Below are 17,074 nucleotides of genomic sequence, written 5' to 3'. Positions count from 1 at the left end.
CGCGTCGGTGTGCACGCCGTGGACGCTGGAGCGCGATCTATGGCGCTTGCGTAATTGCTTCGTCGTCGTTGCCGAAGGCCCGTTGCAGTGCTTGTTGAACTGCCGGCGCAATGTACACCTGGCTCGCATTGTCGAGCATGCGGCGCATCAGAACCTGGCGATCGGGATCGCCGGCGGGTGTTACCTTGTATATCTGGTACAAATCGTGGTTCTGCTCTCTCAATGCCAGGCTTTCCCTTGTGTGAAACTGGACCTCGAAAACCTGGTTCTCCGGCGACCTGAGGATGACATTGATCCCGATGTAGGGCACACCGGTGCGGAAGTTGTTCTGAACGAGCAGATTGGCGTATCCCGACTGGGTGAAAGTGCGAAGGACGCTTTGCACCCCTTCGGCGAGGCGGTCCGGTTCAAACACCATCGTATATCGCAAGGCGTCATTGATCTCTTGCGGCAGTCGATGTTCGAGCTTCTTCGCGAGTGCACCGGCAGTCTTGAATCGTCGCTCAAGTCCCGACAATTCCCCTCCGTAGCGTGACGCGGCCTCCTGGAGATGCCCGGTGATGCGCGGCTCAGCTGCCATTGCGGCGTTGAGTACGTCGTGTGCGACATCACCTGCGGGTCTTGCTGCCGGTGACTTGCCTGTCCGACTTGCCCGGTCCTCCTCGATGTCGATATCAATTATCTCAGCGTCGAAATCCGATTCCGAATCGGACTGCACCTCTTGCAACATTTCAGCTGCGCGAGATTGCGCAACGTCGATGCCGGCACGTGCGAGCGCCGCCCGGAAAGCGGAGGCGGAGGCGGAAGCGGAGCCGGGCGATCGCTTGGAGCCGAGAACGCGGCTTGCGGGAATCGCGGCGTCCGTTCGCAGCGAGCCGTCGCCCTCCTCGGAATCCGGGTCCGGCACCAGGGAAAACTCGTCGTGCGCGACAATGAATCGAACCAGTCCCGGGGCGTCGTCGCCCTTGGCCATTGACGCATAGGCCTTCGCGGCCTGCTTTTCAGGCGTCAGGTAGTTATAGTTCTTGGCATTCTCAAGCACCTCGGGGCGAAGGCTAGAGCGGGCGAAAACGGATGCCGCGGCGCCGGGGACCTTTTCGTTGGCGGTCAGACCATGTTTTCGGATGCTGCGGACACTTGCTCTGCTTGTGCCATGGAAAAGGCGATTCTGCAGGTAAACCGCACGAGCCGTCCTGCGCTCGCCTGCAGTAAGCGTGCTTCTTGGCCTGTTTGTATCGCGTTCACTGCGGGAAGCCTTGAGGGCATCGTGCAGTGCAGTCTGAAAATCCGGGATCAGCCGGTTGATGTGATGCGGCGATACTTTGTTCTCATTAAGATATCCTCCCGCACCCGTGGTCAGTTCGCGGTGGAGCGTCTTGACTGCATGCTTGAAGTCATCAATGCTGGAGCTGTTAGCGATTGCCGCCGCCAGTGCACGATAGTTCTCTGTCTCCTTGTAGCCGTACAGGAACTCACATCTGCGAATCTGTTCATGAAGATAGTCTTTCAGACCATCCACCGCGTCTGCGGAAAGCAGGGGCGGCATCGAGGTGCCGGCAACGGAGCTCGAACTTCTTGCTGCAGCACGATCCGCAAGTTCTGTTCCGGACTCTGCAGCGTCAGTCTTTTTGCGCCGCCCGAGCAGATGCTCCATCCTGTCGACCAATCGTTGTCTTGGGGCGGCGGCCCCGGAACGAGTACGTGACTCGGGGACCTCGACCTCGGGAGTGTTCGCCTGAGGCGCGGGTGAGGGTTTGTTGAAACAGGGCAGGCAGCTTGATCGAAGCGAGATTCGCATGGCAGGATTCCCCGGAAAGGATGTGGGTACCTAAGTGGCAGCGCTGGATCGCGTGGTTCCATCTGCCCCGCTAACCAGCCGGCGATGCTCGCGCACGGTGCGCTACACTTCCCGCATGTCCGCCAAAGAACCCTGGCGCATCGTGCGCCTGCTCGCCATCACCCAGATCGTGTCATGGGGCTCGCTGTTCTATGCGTTCGCGATACTGGCGGCCGACATGCAGCGCGAACTCGGATGGCGCGGCGAACTCATCTTCGGCGCATATTCGCTCAGCCTTCTGGTGGCCGGCGTGGCGGCGACGCCGGCGGGCATGCTGATCGACCGCGCCGGCGGACGCGTCGTGATGGGCTGCGGATCGGTGCTGGCCGCGGGCGGCTTCGCGCTGATCGGCGTCGCGTACACGGTGACGGCTTACTTCGCCGGCTGGATCATCGTCGGGATCGCCATGTCGATGGTGCTGTACGAGGCGGCCTTCGCCACCATCAACCGCGAATTTCTGCACGCCGCGCGGCAGGGCATTTCGGTGCTCACCCTGTTCGGCGGACTCGCGAGCACGGTGTTCTGGCCGCTGACGCTGAAGCTCAATGGGATATTCGGCTGGCGCGATACGCTGCTGATCTATGCCGCCGTGCACCTGCTGCTGTGCGCGCCCCTGCATGCGCTGCTCGACGTCTCGGCGCAACCCGCGGCGCGCAGGCTGCAGATGCGCGGGGCGACGCTCGGCGAAGCCTTGCGCGCGCCGGCGTTCTGGCTGCTCGCGGTTTCCTTCTCCTGCAACATGTTCGTATTTTCCTCGCTGGCGGTGCACCTGATTCCGCTGCTGCAGCGCTTCGGCCACGGCGCGGCGACGGCGGTGCTGGTCGCCACGCTGATCGGGCCGATGCAGGTGGCCGGCCGGGTGGCGGAGCTGGCGTTCGCATCGCGGCTGTCGGCGCGCGCGGTGGGCCGGCTGACCTTTGCGGTGATGCCCGCCGCGTTGCTCGCGCTGCTGTGCTACGGCGAGCATGCCGGCGCGGTCGCGATCTTCTGCATGCTCTACGGCGCCAGCAACGGCGTGCTGACCATCGTGCGCGGCACGCTGCCGCAGGAACTGTTCGGACGCGACAATTACGGCGCGATCGCCGGCGCCCTCGGCGCGCCCTCGCTGGTGGCCAAGGCGCTGGGACCGCTGGCCGCCGCGATGATCGTGGGCTGGAATCCCGAGCCGTCCTGGCTGCTCGGCATCCTGCTCGCGGTGGCGCTGTTTTCACTGCTGTGCTTCATGGCGGCGGTGCGCGCCCGCCCGGTCGTCATGGCCGGCGCGGCCGACCTATAATCGGCGCTTTTCACGAGGAGACCGGCATGGACGCGACACAGCGCGATGAGCAGTTCGATCAGGGCTTGCAGATGCGCAAGCAGGTCATGGGGGAGGACTTCGTCGAGCGCGCGTTCGCAGGCGCCGATCCGTTCTCGATGCCGCTGCAGGAATTCATCACCCGCAATGCCTGGGGCACCGTCTGGTGCCGCGACGGGCTCGACCTGAAGACCCGCAGCCTGATCACGGTCTCGATGCTGACCGCGCTCGGCCGCGCCCAGGAGCTCAAGGGCCATCTGCGCGGCGCGCTCAACAACGGCGCCACGCCCGAGGAAATCCGCGAGGTCCTGCTGCACGCCGCGGTCTACTGCGGCGCGCCGCTGGCGGTGGATGCATTCCGCACCGCGCAGGAAGTGGTCGCCGCCTGGAAGCCGCCGGAAAAGTAATGTGAGCGGCGCAGGCACGCTCCCTGCATAAGCCGAACCAAAGCGCCGCGTCGCGAGCGCCTTGGCGAGGAGGAGGGCGTGATCATGCGTAGTCTTTTCCAACGCTTGCTGGCACTGCTGTGCGCGGCCCTGCTGGTGTCCGCCTGCGGCGGCGGACACGACGATGAAGTCCCCCTGGTGCGCAGCACCATCCTCAGCGGCGAGGAAATCATACCGCGCAATATCAGCACCGCGCTGGCCAGCGGCACGGTGACGCTGGCGTGGGACGACAACGTCCTCCTGGCCAGCGTGTTCGTTTCCGATGTCATTCCCACCGCGGTGCACCTGCACCACGCACCGCCCGACAGTATCGGCCTGACCGTGCTCGAACTTCAGCGTGTCGGCACGAGCGCCGTGTGGCAGGGCAGCGCGCCGCTGACGGATGAGCAGATCCGGGCGCTCAGGTTCGGTAATTTTTACCTGGACGTGCATACGCTTGCCTATCCATCGGGCGAGCTGCGCGGCCAGCTGTTCGACGCCTTCCCACCCCAGGAACACGTGAGCGCGCTGCAACAGCTCGCGTCGCAATCGCCGCTGCTGAGCGAGCAGCTGCGCCAGCTCGAGGACTACGAGGACTGGTGGCACGACGACCATTCCGGCGTCGGCATCGGTCTCGGCCTCGCGTTCGGCTTCTGAGCATCCCCACGGCCTTCGTTTTTCTTGATCCAGGTCAAGCGCGCGGACGTCCGTCTTCCGATATAAATATTGCTGTACGGAAACAACAATAATGCCAGCATGGCATAGAGGAGACGCGTCATGAGGACCAACCTGCCGGTCAGTGACAATGAATTCATGCTGCGCGACGGTCTGGCGATCGTATCCCTGACCGATCTCAAGGGCAGGATTACCTACGTCAATCCCTACTTCGTCGAAGTCAGCGGATTCACCGAGGACGAACTGCTCGGTGCGCCCCACAATCTCGTCCGCCATCCCGACATGCCGCCGCTGGCATTCGAGGATCTGTGGACCTGCCTGAAGGCGGAGCAGCCGTGGACCGGCCTCGTCAAGAACCGCCGCAAGAACGGCGACTATTACTGGGTTCAGGCCAACGTCACCCCGGTGCGCGAAGCGGGCCGGGTGACGGGCTACATGTCGGTGCGCACGCGGCCGACGCGGGAACAGGTGGCCGAAGCCGACGCGCTGTACCGGCGCATGCGTGAAGACCAGGGACGAAGCATGGTGCTGCGCGAAGGCGCGGTGGTCGCGAGCGGCTGGCGGGGCCGGCTCGGCGCCGTCCTGAGGCTGCGTCTGGCGACGCGCGTTTCGCTCGGCATGGGCGCGCTGATGCTGCTGACCGGCACACTCGGCGCGATGGCCGCGGGCAGCGTGGCGTCATGGACGATCGCCGGCACCGCGCTCCTGCTGGAACTGCTGCTGTGGCGCACGCTGCACGCAGGACTGCTGCGTCCGATCGCGCACGCCACCCAGGTGGCGCGCCGCATCGCCAGCGGCGAGATGTCCGCCCATTTCGATGCCGGCAGGCGCGACGAACTCGGTCAGCTGCTCAGGGCGCTGGAACAGATGAACGTCAATCTGCAGGCCATCATCGGCGATGTCCGGGCCAATGTCGACAGCATGGCCATCGGCACGCACGAGATCGCCGTGGGCAACCAGGGGCTGTCGGAGCGCACCGAAGAACAGGCGGCGGGGCTGGCGCAGACCGCCGCCCGCATCGAACAGATGGCGGAGGCGGTGAAACGCAATGCCGGGCACGCCGCGGACGCCGGCCAGCTCGGCGTCGAGGCCACCAGGGTGGCGGCGCGCGGCAGCGACGCCATCCGCAAGGTCGCGCTGACGATGAAGGCGATCAGCGACGCCTCGGACAAGGTGGTGGACTATGTCGACATCATCGACGGCATCGCATTCCAGTCCAATCTGCTGGCGCTCAATGCGGCCGTCGAGGCGGCGCGTGCCGGGGAGCGCGGGCGCGGCTTCGCGGTGGTGGCCGACGAGGTCCGGCAGCTGTCCCGGCGCAGCGCCGAGGCCGCGCGGGAGATTCGCGGACTGATCCTGCGCGCCGCTCACGAGGTGGAAAGCGGCAGCGCCATGGTCGGCCAGGCGGACGAGACCGTCGGCGCGATCCTGGCCTCGATCGAGCGCGTGAGTTCGCTGCTATCGGGTATTTCGAGTGCGAGTGCCGAGCAGGATGCCGGCATCGCCGATATCAGCCGGGCCATGAGCGGCATGGATGAAGGCACGCGGCAGAACGCCGCGCTCGTGGTCGAGGCGGCCGCCGCCGCCGCCGCGCTGGCGGAACAGGCGACGCGCCTGACGCAGGCGGTGTCGGTGTTCCGTCTCGAGCCGGCCGGGCGCGCCGCCGCGCCGGCTCATTCCGGTTCGGCCAGATTGCGCAATGCCAGTTCCAGTCCCCTGACCGCCAACGCCAGCCTTTCATAGTCCAGCTTGTCGGGCGTGTCTTCCGGCGTGTGGTAGTACGGGTAGCGGTAGAACGCGGTATCGGTCACCATCAGGGCCGGGAAACCGAACTGGCGGTAGGCCCAGTGATCCGACCAGTCCACGCCGCGCAGCGAGGAGGGTGCGGCCACGCCCTCGGAGGGAAGGTTGGCGTGGCGCCGGAAAGCGGAGATCACGCCGTGCAGCAGATCGCGCGAACCGAGGTCGGAGACGAAGCCGACGAAGTTGCCGGTATCCGGATAGAGACGGCCGAGCTGCGCCGGATAGCGCTGGCTGCCGGGCTGGGATGAATAATAGCCGAGCGTCTCCAGCGACAGCATGCCGGCCACCTTGACCCCGCTGCGCGCGAGTTCGCGCGCATGCACCATGCTGCCCATCTGTTCGCCGCCGAACCAGGGCGCCTCTTCATTCACGTACAGCACCAGGCGGATCTCGTGGCCGCGCGCCGGCGGTGAGGCCTGGAGCGCGCGGGCAAGCTCGAGCAGGGCGGCGCAGCCGCTCGCATTGTCGTTGGCGCCCGGCGTGCCCGGCGCGCTGTCGTAATGGGCGCCCACCACCAGCACCTGGGGCGTCTGCCGCCTGTCCGCGCGCGGCCGTATCGTCACTTCCAGATTGCGCACCCGCACGCCCCCGGCGTCGAATTCCTGCCGCCTCACTGTCAGGCCGAAGCCGGTCAGCGTGCGCTCCAGGTATTGGGCCGCCTGTTCCAGCTGCTGCGGCAACCCCGTGTGGCGCTCCGACTGCGCCAGCCGCGTCACGTGGGCGCGCAGGCGGTCGGCGAGCAGTCTTTCCTCGGCCGCCGGTTCGGGCACCGGGCCGCTGAAGTTCTGGCCGGGCATCTTCGTCATGTAGCCGGCGCCGCCGCCCGCCAGCGCCAGTGCGGCAAGCAGGGGGGCGATGATCGCGCCGCGGGCGCGGCGCCGGCGATCGGGCTTCATGTCCGCGTCCAGGCGGCGCAGCCGGCGGGCAGGAGCGTGCCGCTGACGAGCAGCGCGCCGTGGCCGTACAGGCGCCAGCCCGCGTTGCCGACGCCGGACAGCACCCAGACGTCGCCGCTGGCGCTGCGCCAGACCACGCGTTCGCCCTCGCGCAGCTGGTTCAGCAGCGCCGTGGCCGGCACGTCGGGGCGCATCACGACGGTCACTGCCGCGTCTTCCGGCGCGCGTGCCGCGGCAAGGGCAGCCGCCAGCACCGCCACCGCCGCCGCCGGCGCCGCCCATGCATACAGTCCCGGCGCCACCCTGGAATGACGGCGCAGCAGTGCCAGCCCCGCGGCGATGAAGAGCACGCCGAACAGCGCGAACCAGAGCAGGTCCCACAGCAGCGGATTGGGGACGTCCATGCGGATGCGGTGGATGCCGAGCAGCCAGTGGGAAAGGATGGCGTCGACCATGTGCCAAGCGCCGAAACCGACGAGCGCATGGCCGGCGAGTTCGCGCCCCGCCTCCGGTGTCGCCAGCGCCGCGCGGGCACGCAGCAGCCGCCACAGGCCGACGGCGCCGATCAGATACATCAGCGCGTGGAAGACGCCGTCGGCCACGATCTGCGCGCGCAGGTCGTCGAAGGGCGGCGCGCCCATCCCGCTCAGCAGGTGATGCCACTGCAGTATCTGGTGCAGCAGGATGCCGTCGAAAAAGCCGCCGGCGGCGAAGCCGAGCAGGAAGCCGGCGCCGCCGAAGCGTTGCAGCCGCAGGACATTCATTTCCTCACCCCGCGCATGAAGAATCATTGGGATGCGCGCCAATGCAGGTTGCGTGCCCGCTTTCCGTTACGGCGCAGCGTCCCGCGGCGGCCGCACCAGCCCCTGCGCGGGCGGCCGCTACTTCTGATACAGCATGTAGATCGCCCCGGTCAGATCGTCGGAGATCAGCAGGTTGCCGCGCGCGTCCGGTATCACGTCCACCGGCCGTCCCCAGGCGTCGCGCGCGTCGGGGTCGGTGACGAAGCCGGTGACGAGGTCGATCTCCGCGCCCGCATTGCCCGCGCCGTCGAAGGGCAGCCAGCTCACCTTGTAGCCGGCGCGCAGGCTGCTGCAGTTCCAGCAGCCGTGCAGCGCCACGGCGGCCCCGCCGCGCCATGCCGCCGGCACCGCGCTGTCCTGCAGGAAGCTGAAGCCGAGCGGCGCCGAATGCGCGCGCAAGCCCTTGGCCGGACGGTCGATGGTGCCGCAATCGAGCACGCTGTTGTCCGGATTGAGGTCGAGATCGAAGACCGAGCCGAGATTGCTCATCGATGCATTCGGCTGGGCGTTGCAGAACGGCCAGCCGTAATTGCCGCCCTCGCGCACCGGCGTAAACAGCTCGGCCGGGTTTTCATCCACGTATCGCGGCAGCTGCTTGCCGAGATCGGAAACGCCGTCGCCGTCCACGTCGGCATCGGTCGGGATCCGAATCTCGTCGCGGTTGTTGACCGTCACCCACAGGGTGTTGGTGCCGGGCAGGAAGTCCAGGCCCTCCGCATTGCGGATGCCGCGCGCGTACAGCCGCGGCGCGCTGCCGTCGGCCTCGTACTGGTAGATCGCGCCGCGCACCGGGTCGCTCTGCGTGTCCTCGGCGCAGGCATTGCAGGCCGAGGCGATCGACACATACAGCTTGTTGTCCGGCGACAGCGCGATGTTCTTCAGCTCGTGGCCGTAGTTGCCCTGCAGGCCGGGCAGGGAACCGTCCGGCAGTCCGTCGACCACGGTCTGCGCACCGGCGCGCGCGGTTTCGCCGGAAGCGTAGACCGAGCGGGTGACGCGGTTGGATTCCGCCACGTACAGCCAGGTGGTGGCGCCGATGGTGTGAAAAACCATGTCGTGCGGCTGCGTCAGGCCGGTGGCAAAGTCGAATGCCTGCGGCGTCTCGTTGCCGCGGTCGCGCAACAGCACGATGCGTCCTTCGGACGGCACCGACACCAGCACGTCGCCGTTCGGCGCGAGCGCCATGAAGCGTGCCCTGTTGACCCGCGCCCAGACACGGATGCCGAAGCCTTCCGGCACCGTCAGCCGGCGGTCCGTCCCGAGATTGCCGCCGGCGAGGGCCTGGGGGACTTCCAGTGGCTGGGACACGGAAGCCGATGTCGCCTGCCGTGCCGGCGTCGCGTCCGGTTCGCCGCCGCCACCCCCGCCCCCGCAGGCGGCGAGCAGGACAGCGGACAAGGCCATGCCCAGCCAGCGCAGGCGACGATTGTGCGCGGCCGCAAATGCCGATGCTTCCATGATTTCTGCCTTGTCCTGATTCAGTTTTGATACGGAAGTGGATGCGGCACTGCGGAAATGGTTCTGAGCCTGAATCAAATTGAGACAATTGCAGGCAAGGAAGCGGATGGCGGGGAAGGCGGCGGTGCCGCGCGCGCACCGGCAGGCGGGGATGGCGCGGCCGGCGAGTCCGGCCGCGCGTGGGGGATTATTTCGCGGGAGTCGCCAGCGGCTTGTCTTTTTCGACGACGAACACGCCGACCAGCTTGAAGGGTCCGCTGCCGGTATTGCGGGCATCATGGACCTTGCCGGCCGGTACGACGAAGGCGTCGCCCGCCTTGAGCTTGCGCGGCGCTTCGCCCTCGATCAGCAGCTCGCCTTCGCCCTCGATCACGTAGCTGATCTCTTCGCCGAAGTGGCTGTGGCGGCCGGCCATGATGCCGGGGGCGACCTCGACCCAGGCCACGATCGCCTCGCGGCCCGGCACCGACAGGTCGGCGCGCTGCACCATCTCGCGCTTGATGCCGCTGGCCTGGGCGTGAGCGGCGGGCATCGCGGCGAGAGCCGCCACGCAGGTCGCGGCGGCAAGCAGTATGTTCCTGGTCTTCATGTCATCCTCTCTGTTCTGTTGTGATCCGCGGAATGCGGATACGCGATTATAGGAGGATGCCACCTTGCAACCTACAGCCAGTACTCCAGCAGGCGCACCGTCCATTCCCTGAGCCGGTGCCCGAGGCCGCGCCGGGCCCATTCATCGGCGGTGATTTCCACCGAATCCTGCAGGTCGCGCCGGAACAGTTCTTCCATGCGCGCGGCGAACGCGGTGTCGAGCACCACCGCATTGACTTCATCGTTGTGGAGGAAGCTGCGCATGTCGAGATTGGTGGAGCCGATGGTGGACCAGACGCCATCGACGACGGCGGTCTTCGCATGCAGCATCGCCGCCTTGCGCTCATACACCCTGATGCCGGCGGCGAGCAGCTCATCGTAATAGGAGCGGCCGGCGTAGAGCAGCATGCCGACGTCGGTGAAGCTGGGGAAGATGATGCGGACGTCCACGCCGCGCCGCGCCGCATCGACCATCGCCTGCACCACCTGCCGGTCCGGCACGAAGTAGGCGGTCGTGATGTAGGCGTTGCGGTCGGCGCTGGCCAGAGCCGAGATATAGGTCTTGTAGACCGAATACTCGCCGTCGTCCGGCGTGCTGCCGATGGCCCGCACCAGCGCCCGGCCTTCGGCCTTCAGCGGCGGGAAGAAGCCATCGTCCGGCAGTTCGCCGCCCGACTGCCGGCGCCAGGTATCGAGGAACATGCGCTGGAACTCCGCCACCACCGGCCCTTCGATCTGCATGTGCGTGTCGCGCCAGGCGGCGTCGTTGGCATCCTTGGGCGGCGGTTCGCTGCGCCGGCTCTTGAGGAAGGAGCTTTTGCCGTAGACCCGGCTGATGTTGACGCCGCCGGTGAATGCGACGCGTCCGTCCACCACCAGGATCTTGCGGTGGTCGCGCTGGTTGATGGTCCAGCCGCGGCGCGCCCTGGCGGGATTGACCGGATTGAACTCCAGCACCCGCACGCCGGCTGCGCGCAGGCGCTCGAAGTATTCCGGCGGCGTATCGAGCGAGCCGACGCTGTCATAGATCAGGTTGACCGCCACGCCGGCGCGGCGCTTTTCAATCAGTAGCGCGGCCAGCTTCTCGCCGACCTCGTCGGCCTCGATGATGTAAGTCTCGAGATTGACATGCCGCTTCGCCGCCCGCACCGCATCCATCATCGCGCGCATGGTTTCCGGTCCGTCGTCGAGCAGCACGACCTTGTTGCCGGCCACGAGCGGACGGCCGCTGATGGCTTCCTCGGCCGCGACATGGCGCGCCAGGATGTCGGTCGGGCCGGCACGTGCCTGCAGGCCGTCGAGCACGGCCTGCGTCCTGCCGCCGGACAGCACGCCGCCGGCGGCGACGACCGTGGGCTCGCGCTTGGGCGTCAGGCTGCGGTCGCGCAGATAGCTGACTTCCGGCAGGCTGGCGCAGGCGGCGAGCAGCCAGGCGGCCAGCAGCAGGCAGGCGCGCATCAGCCACGGCGGGAGCAGGGTATCCGGAGTGCGGCCCACGTTCAGCCTTGTTGTTGTCGTAATGCCGCTTGGAGCGCATTTTTCTGCCGATAATTCCGGCTGCGAGCACAGGCCTTGAAATAGAGCATGCTTTGGGTGTCCCGGGTACACTGCCCGCATGCACATCATCGGTGTCGACTTCACTTCCGCGCCCCGCAAGGCCAAGCCGATCACCGTCGCCCACGGCAGCGCCGAGGGCGACGCGCTCGTCATCGAAACGCTCTGCGCGCATCCCGACTGGGCTTCCTACGAACGCTGGCTGGCGCAGCCGGGGCCATGGGTGGGCGCCTTCGATTTTCCGTTCGGCCTGTCGCGCGAACTGGTCGAGCATCTCGGCTGGCCGCAGGACTGGGCCGGGCTCGTCAGGCATTGCGCGCGCCTGGAGCGGGCCCGTCTGCGCGAAACCTTCAGGGCCTTCTGCGACGCGCGCCCGGCCGGCAGCAAGTTCGCGCATCGCGCGACCGACGGCCCCGCCGGCTCCAGTCCCTCGATGAAATGGGTGAATCCGCCGGTGGCCTACATGTTCCACGAGGGCGCGCGCCGCCTGCTTGACGCGGGCGTGACGGTCTATGGCCTGCATGAAGGCGATCCGCAACGCATCGCGCTGGAGGGGTATCCCGGCCTCGTCGCGCGCGCCGTCACCCGCGCGTCATACAAGAGCGACGAGCGTGCGAAACAGACGGATGCACGCCGCGACGCGCGCGCGCTGATCCTCGGTGCGCTGCGCGACGGCAGCCATCCGCTGGGCATACGCCTGCATGTGAAACCGGCAATCGCCGCCCGCCTGCTCGACGATCCGACTGCGGACCTGCTTGACGCCGTGCTGTGCGCGGTCGCCGCCGCCTGGGCTGCGCGGCGGCCGCGTTACGGCATGCCGGAAAAGATGGATCCCGTCGAAGGCTGGACGGCGGGCGCCGCGTACGACGGGATGGTCTGAGGGGAGGGCCTAGGCGCGCGAACCCGAGGCGCTGCGCTGGCTGCTGGAAATCGCGTAGCCCTTGGCGTTGATCTGCGCCAGGGCGTCATCGGCGGAAAGACCGTCGACCGACTGGTTGTCCGGATCGAGGTCGATATTGTGCTGCTCGGTCTCCCAGTCCACCGCGGTGGCTTCTTCGGGGATCGGCCTGCCCTGCGGCACGGCCAGGTAGGAATACTCGCCGTTGGTGTCGGGGCGTTTGTACACGTCGACTTTCATGGTCACATCCTTATTAAAAACGGTGTCCGCTATTGACCCCTCGACATCGCAAAGGTTGCGCGCCAAAAAACTGAGCAGGATTTCACTTCTGTTGAACAAGCGTCAGCAAACGCGCACCGTTTCTTTCCCTATATGCAAAGCTTCCGTAAATAAATGTTTCGGAGTTGCATAAACATGCATTGACCACAGGCATCCGATATTTAGAATGGGCAACGTTGACTCACATCAATGATGTGAGGCACTCCGGCGGGCCGTGCAGCGGCCCGATGTTATCCATTCGACGTGTACCGGAAGTATGTTCTCTCTGCATCAGCAAGCACCCGCGCGCGGGACCCTCGGCAAGGCATTCGGCCTGCTCGCTCTCGCGGCATCCCTGTTCGGCGCATCCGCCGCCCAGGCTCAGGTTCTCGAAACCGCATTCAATGAACAGGTCGTCATGGTGCCCGCCCAGTCCGGCGCCCAGGCGGTCGAACTCGAAACCACCGTCTTCAGGCCGACCGGCGCGGGACCGTTCCCGGTGGTCGTGATGAATCACGGCAAGGCGCTCGGCAATCCGCGCAACCAGAACCGCGACCGCTTCGTCGTGCTCAGCCGCGAGTTCGTCAAGCGCGGCTATGCCGTCGTGATCCCGATGCGCAAGGGCTTTTCCAAGTCCAGCGGCGACTATGTCGATCCGGGCTGCGACATGACCGCGCACGGCCTGGCGCAGGCGGAAGACCTCGACGACACGATGGCCTGGCTGCGCGCCCAGCCATGGGCCGACAGCCAGCGCGTGGTGGTCGCCGGCCAGTCCTACGGCGGCCTCACCGCGCTCGCCTTCGGCACGCATCAGAACGGCGGCGTGCGCGGCCTGATCAACTTCGCCGGCGGCCTGAAGATGCACGGCGGCAGCTGCCGCTGGGAGCAGTCGCTGGTCGACGCCTTCGCCGCTTTCGGCAAGCGCTCCAGCCTGCCCAGCCTCTGGTTCTACGGCCAGAACGACAACCATTTCGGCCCCGAGCTGGCCTCCCGCCTGCACCAGGCCTACACCCAGGCCGGCGGCCTCGCGCAGCTGGTGGCGTTCGGCCCGTTCAAGAAGGATGCGCACGGCATGAGCGCCTCGCGCGACGGCGTGCAGGTCTGGTGGCCCGAGACGGAGCGCTTCCTGCGCCAGATCGGCATGCCGACCGAGACCGTGTATGCGCTGGCGGACGAGGTCAAGATTCCGGACGTGGAATACGCCGCGATCGACAATATCGACGCCATCCCCTACCTGCGCGGCAACGCCCGCGAGCAGTACAAGGTCTTCCTGACCAAGACCGGCCGCCGCGCGTTCGCGGTATCGCCGTCCGGCGCCTGGAGCTGGGCGGAAGAGGGCGACGACCCGGTGTACCAGGCCCTGTCCGACTGCCAGAAGCACAGCAGCCAGCCCTGCCGCCTGTATGCGCTCGACAACCATGTCGTCTGGGCCGACGAAGCCGCGCCGGTCACCGCCGCCGCCAATCCGGTTGCCGCGCCGACCGCCGCCATCACCGGTCCCTGAGCTCCGCTCCCTGTATCATGTTCGCCCTTTAGAGGGGCGAACATGAATCCTGCCTGCGGTGTCGATTTCGGCACCTCCAATTCCACCATCGGCGCGCATCGTCCCGGCCAGCCACTGCTGCTGCCGCTCGAGGACGGCAAGCCGACCCTGCCTTCGGTGGTTTTCTTCAATGCCGACGAGAACCGCGTGAGCTTCGGCCGCGCCGCATTGGCCGACTACCTGGAAGGCCATGAGGGTCGGCTGATGCGCTCGCTCAAGAGCCTGCTCGGCAGCGGCCTGATCGATAGCCATACCGAGGTCAACGGGCGCGCGCTGCGCTTTCGCGAGCTGCTCGCGGATTTCCTGCGCGAACTCAAGCGGCGCGGCGAACAGGCCGCCGGCACGCCGTTCGAGCGGGCGGTGTTCGGCCGGCCGGTGCATTTCGTCGACGACGACGAGGCAGCCGACCGTCAGGCCGAGCAGACGCTGCGCGAGATCGGCCACGCGGTCGGCTTCAGGGACATCATCTTCCAGTACGAGCCGATCGCCGCCGCCTTCGCCTACGAGGCGGGCATCGAGCGCGAGGAACTGGTGCTGGTGGCCGACATCGGCGGCGGCACCTCGGACTTCTCGCTGGTGCGCCTCGGACCGCAGCGCGTCGGCGGCGACCGCCGCCAGGACATCCTCGCCACCGCCGGCGTGCATGTCGGCGGCACCGATTTCGACAAGTACCTGAGCCTGTCCTGCGCCATGCCGCTGCTCGGCTACGGCACCCGCATGACCAGCGGCAAGGAAGTGCCGTCGAGCTATTACTTCAACCTCGCCACCTGGCACACCATCAACTTCGTCTACAGCCGCAAGATCTGGAGCGAGCTGCAGGATGTGCGTCGCGATGCGCAGGAGCCGGACAGGATCGCGCTGCTGATGCAGCTGATCGACCAGCGCGACGGCCACTGGCTGGCGATGAAGATGGAAGAGGGCAAGATCGCGCTGTCGCAGCAGGCGCATTGCCGGCTGCAGCTCGAGCGGCTGGCGGCGGACTGCCTGCTCGACGTGCGGCGCGAGACCTTCGACCAGGCCATCGGCCAGTTGGTCGACAGCGTGGCCGATGCCGTCGCCTCGCTGCTGAACCGCGCGGGCGTCGACGCCGGGAGGGTTGATACGCTGTTCTTCACCGGCGGCTCGAGCGGCGTGCCGTTGCTGCGCGCGCGCATCGCGGCGCTGCTGCCGCAGGCGCGCGCGGTCGAGGGCGACCTGTTCGGCAGCATCGGCGCGGGTCTGGCGCTGGACGCGTCCCGCCGTTTTTCCTGACATCATTTGCCGGCGCGCATGCGCCGAAACTTCGCCCTCCGCCGCTTGTCATTTCCGTCATGACGACCGAACAGAAGTGGCCGCAGCAGATATGGATCGTCCGCCACGGGCAGAGCGCCGGCAACGTCGCGCGCGACGCCGCCGAGGCGGCCGGCCTGCCGCTGATCGACATCGCCACCCGCGACATCGACACGCCGCTGTCGGCGCTCGGGGCGCGGCAGGCGCAGGCGCTCGGCCATTGGTTCGGCGAAATGCCGGCCGAGGAGCGGCCCGGCGTCATCCTCTGCTCGTCCTACGTGCGCGCGCGCGATACGGCGACCATCCTGCTGCAGGCGGCCGGCATCGACCGCGAGGACGTCAGCTTCGTGGTCGATGAGCGGCTGCGCGAAAAGGAGTTCGGCATCCTCGACCGTCTGACCAAGCACGGCATCGTGCAGAAATATCCCGAGCTGCATGAGCAGCGCGCTCATGTCGGCAAGTTCTATTTCCGCCCGCCCGGCGGCGAAAGCTGGTGCGACGTCATCCTGCGCCTGCGCAGCGTGCTCGACACCGTCAGCCGCGAATACCGCGGGGAACGCGTACTGATCGTCGCCCACCAGGTCATCGTCAACTGCTTCCGCTACCTGCTCGAGCGCATGGACGAGCAGCAGATACTGGAGGTCGACCGCCAGGCCGACGTGCCCAACTGCGGCGTGACTTCCTATGAGTTCGATCCCGCGCGCGGACGGCGCGGCAAGCTGGTGCCGCGCCTGATCAATTTCGTGGCGCCGCTGCGCGAAGCCGGCGCGCCCGTCACCGTCGAGCCGGACGTCCCGGCCGCGCCCAAGTCATGAGGGTGGCATGAACGACATGAACAAGCAGGCCGCCGTTCCCGTCGACGACGCATTGCTGCGCGAGTGGCTGCTGCCGATGCCGGCGCGCGAGGGCGACAAGGAAGAACGCGGGCGCGTGATGGTGATTGCCGGCTCGCGCGAGATTCCCGGCGGCGCGCTGCTGGCCGCACGCGCGGCGCTGCGGGCCGGCGCAGGCAAGGTGACGCTGGCCGCGCCGGCGGCGATCGCCCAGCAGCTGGCTTTTTCCATCCCCGAGACCCGCGTCATCGAACTGCCCGAGACCGAGGAGGGCGGCATCGCACTCGGCGCGGTCGATGCGCTCGCCGGCCTGCTGCCGCGCTATGACGCGGTGCTGATCGGCCCCGGGCTGCAGGATGAGCAGGCCACCTGCGCGCTGGTGATGGCGCTGCTGCCGCATCTGCGGGAGGCGAAAGTGGTGCTCGACGCCTCGGCCATGAGCGTGGTGCGGCGCCAGCTGCAGGCGGTCGACGCCTGCCACCAGGGACAGCCGAGATTCATCGCCAGCTTCGACACGCCCGTACTGCTGACGCCGCATCCCGGCGAGATGGCGCATCTCGCCGCGCTGGACAAGGAAAGCGTGCTGGCCAATCCGGTCGACGCCGCGCTGCAGGCCGCGCGCCGCTGGAACGCGCTGGTCGCGCTCAAGGGCGCGGTCACCTGGATCGCCGCGCCCGGCGGCCGGCTGTGGCGGCATGACGGCGGCAATGTGGGACTGGCGGTCTCCGGTTCCGGCGATGTGCTGGCCGGCCTGATCGCCGGACTCGCCGCGCGCGGCGCCGCGCTGGAGCAGGCCTGCGCCTGGGGCGTGGCGCTGCATGCGCGCGCCGGCGAGCGGCTCGCGCAGCGCTACGGCACGCTCGGCTACCTGGCGAGCGAACTGCCGGCCGAGGTGCCGGCGCTGATGCACGGCCTGTGCGCGCAGTAGAATGGGCGGCAT

General features: G+C 67.4%; 16 protein-coding genes. 9 read left to right on the top strand and 7 right to left on the bottom strand.

Going from position 1 to position 17,074, the window contains the following annotated elements; translation table 11 throughout:
- Positions 1–37: 37 nt before the first annotated feature.
- Entirely contained in the window at positions 38–1,654 is a 1,617-nt protein-coding gene (locus NCCP691_RS11605; protein WP_220808443.1) for a hypothetical protein, read from the bottom strand.
- A gap of 259 nt (positions 1,655–1,913) precedes the next feature.
- Here NCCP691_RS11605 and NCCP691_RS11600 point away from each other — a divergent pair, with 259 nt between their 5' ends.
- The 4 genes from NCCP691_RS11600 (at position 1,914) to NCCP691_RS11585 (ending at position 5,974) form a co-directional block, all read left to right on the top strand.
- Complete coding sequence (locus NCCP691_RS11600) at positions 1,914–3,113, top strand: MFS transporter (RefSeq protein ID WP_220808441.1); 1,200 nt, start codon at positions 1,914–1,916, stop codon at positions 3,111–3,113.
- Positions 3,114–3,139: 26 nt separating this feature from the next.
- Positions 3,140–3,538, top strand: a complete 399-nt coding sequence (gene pcaC / locus NCCP691_RS11595; RefSeq protein WP_220808439.1) for a 4-carboxymuconolactone decarboxylase — start codon at positions 3,140–3,142, stop codon at positions 3,536–3,538.
- 84 nt (positions 3,539–3,622) lie between these two features.
- Entirely contained in the window at positions 3,623–4,213 is a 591-nt protein-coding gene (locus NCCP691_RS11590; RefSeq protein ID WP_220808437.1) for a CHRD domain-containing protein, read from the top strand.
- Positions 4,214–4,333: 120 nt separating this feature from the next.
- Positions 4,334–5,974, top strand: a complete 1,641-nt coding sequence (locus NCCP691_RS11585; protein WP_220808435.1) for a methyl-accepting chemotaxis protein — start codon at positions 4,334–4,336, stop codon at positions 5,972–5,974.
- On the opposite strand, the gene NCCP691_RS11580 is transcribed toward NCCP691_RS11585, so the two are convergent.
- The 5 genes from NCCP691_RS11580 to cls form a co-directional block, all read right to left on the bottom strand.
- The gene (locus NCCP691_RS11580; RefSeq protein WP_220808433.1) at positions 5,905–6,930 is read right to left on the bottom strand and encodes a M28 family peptidase; all 1,026 of its coding nucleotides are present in this window, start codon (positions 6,928–6,930) and stop codon (positions 5,905–5,907) included. The two genes, NCCP691_RS11585 and NCCP691_RS11580, sit on opposite strands and share 70 nt — an antisense overlap.
- Complete coding sequence (locus tag NCCP691_RS11575; RefSeq protein ID WP_220808431.1) at positions 6,927–7,694, bottom strand: DUF2243 domain-containing protein; 768 nt, start codon at positions 7,692–7,694, stop codon at positions 6,927–6,929. The genes NCCP691_RS11580 and NCCP691_RS11575 overlap by 4 nt, the downstream gene beginning before the upstream one ends.
- A 117-nt stretch (positions 7,695–7,811) precedes the next feature.
- Positions 7,812–9,191 carry a PQQ-dependent sugar dehydrogenase gene (locus NCCP691_RS11570; RefSeq protein WP_220808430.1) on the bottom strand — a complete coding sequence of 460 codons (1,380 nt, stop codon included), beginning with the start codon at positions 9,189–9,191 and terminating at the stop codon, positions 7,812–7,814.
- A gap of 187 nt (positions 9,192–9,378) precedes the next feature.
- Positions 9,379–9,780, bottom strand: coding sequence for a cupin domain-containing protein (locus tag NCCP691_RS11565; RefSeq protein WP_220808428.1), 402 nt, complete (start codon positions 9,778–9,780; stop codon positions 9,379–9,381).
- Positions 9,781–9,851: 71 nt separating this feature from the next.
- Complete coding sequence (gene cls, locus NCCP691_RS11560) at positions 9,852–11,276, bottom strand: cardiolipin synthase (RefSeq protein ID WP_238482404.1); 1,425 nt, start codon at positions 11,274–11,276, stop codon at positions 9,852–9,854.
- A gap of 118 nt (positions 11,277–11,394) precedes the next feature.
- Between cls and NCCP691_RS11555 the strand changes: the two genes are divergently transcribed.
- Positions 11,395–12,213, top strand: coding sequence for a DUF429 domain-containing protein (locus NCCP691_RS11555; RefSeq protein WP_220808427.1), 819 nt, complete (start codon positions 11,395–11,397; stop codon positions 12,211–12,213).
- A 9-nt stretch (positions 12,214–12,222) separates the two neighbouring features.
- Here the strand turns inward: NCCP691_RS11555 and NCCP691_RS11550 are convergent, their stop codons facing one another.
- On the bottom strand, positions 12,223–12,471 hold the full coding sequence (locus NCCP691_RS11550) for a DUF6139 family protein (protein WP_220808426.1): 249 nt from the start codon (positions 12,469–12,471) through the stop codon (positions 12,223–12,225).
- A 295-nt stretch (positions 12,472–12,766) separates the two neighbouring features.
- Between NCCP691_RS11550 and NCCP691_RS11545 the strand changes: the two genes are divergently transcribed.
- From NCCP691_RS11545 to NCCP691_RS11530, 4 genes are read left to right on the top strand one after another with little or no spacing between them, the layout of a single operon-like run.
- Positions 12,767–13,993 carry a dienelactone hydrolase family protein gene (locus NCCP691_RS11545; RefSeq protein ID WP_220808425.1) on the top strand — a complete coding sequence of 409 codons (1,227 nt, stop codon included), beginning with the start codon at positions 12,767–12,769 and terminating at the stop codon, positions 13,991–13,993.
- Positions 13,994–14,035: 42 nt separating this feature from the next.
- A complete protein-coding gene (locus NCCP691_RS11540; protein ID WP_220808424.1) occupies positions 14,036–15,283 on the top strand; it encodes an Hsp70 family protein in 1,248 nt (415 codons plus the stop codon).
- 59 nt (positions 15,284–15,342) lie between these two features.
- Positions 15,343–16,116, top strand: coding sequence for a histidine phosphatase family protein (locus NCCP691_RS11535; protein ID WP_220808423.1), 774 nt, complete (start codon positions 15,343–15,345; stop codon positions 16,114–16,116).
- Between the two features lie 7 nt (positions 16,117–16,123).
- A complete protein-coding gene (locus NCCP691_RS11530; protein WP_309295120.1) occupies positions 16,124–17,062 on the top strand; it encodes an NAD(P)H-hydrate dehydratase in 939 nt (312 codons plus the stop codon).
- Positions 17,063–17,074: the final 12 nt, after the last annotated feature.

Origin of the sequence: Noviherbaspirillum aridicola, assembly GCF_019656455.1 — a bacterium.
GTDB classification, from domain to species: Bacteria; Pseudomonadota; Gammaproteobacteria; order Burkholderiales; family Burkholderiaceae_D; genus Noviherbaspirillum; species Noviherbaspirillum aridicola.
The sequence above is the reverse complement of the archived record's forward strand: the minus strand, read 5'-3'. Positions and strand labels throughout refer to the sequence as shown.

Coding starts and splice junctions, on each gene's coding strand:
- NCCP691_RS11605 (WP_220808443.1), bottom strand. CDS start 1,654: ATGGAGCATCTGCTCGGGCGGCGCAAAAAGACTGACGCTGCAGAGTCC.
- NCCP691_RS11600 (WP_220808441.1), top strand. CDS start 1,914: ATGTCCGCCAAAGAACCCTGGCGCATCGTGCGCCTGCTCGCCATCACC.
- pcaC (WP_220808439.1), top strand. CDS start 3,140: ATGGACGCGACACAGCGCGATGAGCAGTTCGATCAGGGCTTGCAGATG.
- NCCP691_RS11590 (WP_220808437.1), top strand. CDS start 3,623: ATGCGTAGTCTTTTCCAACGCTTGCTGGCACTGCTGTGCGCGGCCCTG.
- NCCP691_RS11585 (WP_220808435.1), top strand. CDS start 4,334: ATGAGGACCAACCTGCCGGTCAGTGACAATGAATTCATGCTGCGCGAC.
- NCCP691_RS11580 (WP_220808433.1), bottom strand. CDS start 6,930: ATGAAGCCCGATCGCCGGCGCCGCGCCCGCGGCGCGATCATCGCCCCC.
- NCCP691_RS11575 (WP_220808431.1), bottom strand. CDS start 7,694: ATGAATGTCCTGCGGCTGCAACGCTTCGGCGGCGCCGGCTTCCTGCTC.
- NCCP691_RS11570 (WP_220808430.1), bottom strand. CDS start 9,191: ATGGAAGCATCGGCATTTGCGGCCGCGCACAATCGTCGCCTGCGCTGG.
- NCCP691_RS11565 (WP_220808428.1), bottom strand. CDS start 9,780: ATGAAGACCAGGAACATACTGCTTGCCGCCGCGACCTGCGTGGCGGCT.
- NCCP691_RS11555 (WP_220808427.1), top strand. CDS start 11,395: ATGCACATCATCGGTGTCGACTTCACTTCCGCGCCCCGCAAGGCCAAG.
- NCCP691_RS11550 (WP_220808426.1), bottom strand. CDS start 12,471: ATGAAAGTCGACGTGTACAAACGCCCCGACACCAACGGCGAGTATTCC.
- NCCP691_RS11545 (WP_220808425.1), top strand. CDS start 12,767: ATGTTCTCTCTGCATCAGCAAGCACCCGCGCGCGGGACCCTCGGCAAG.
- NCCP691_RS11540 (WP_220808424.1), top strand. CDS start 14,036: ATGAATCCTGCCTGCGGTGTCGATTTCGGCACCTCCAATTCCACCATC.
- NCCP691_RS11535 (WP_220808423.1), top strand. CDS start 15,343: ATGACGACCGAACAGAAGTGGCCGCAGCAGATATGGATCGTCCGCCAC.
- NCCP691_RS11530 (WP_309295120.1), top strand. CDS start 16,124: ATGAACGACATGAACAAGCAGGCCGCCGTTCCCGTCGACGACGCATTG.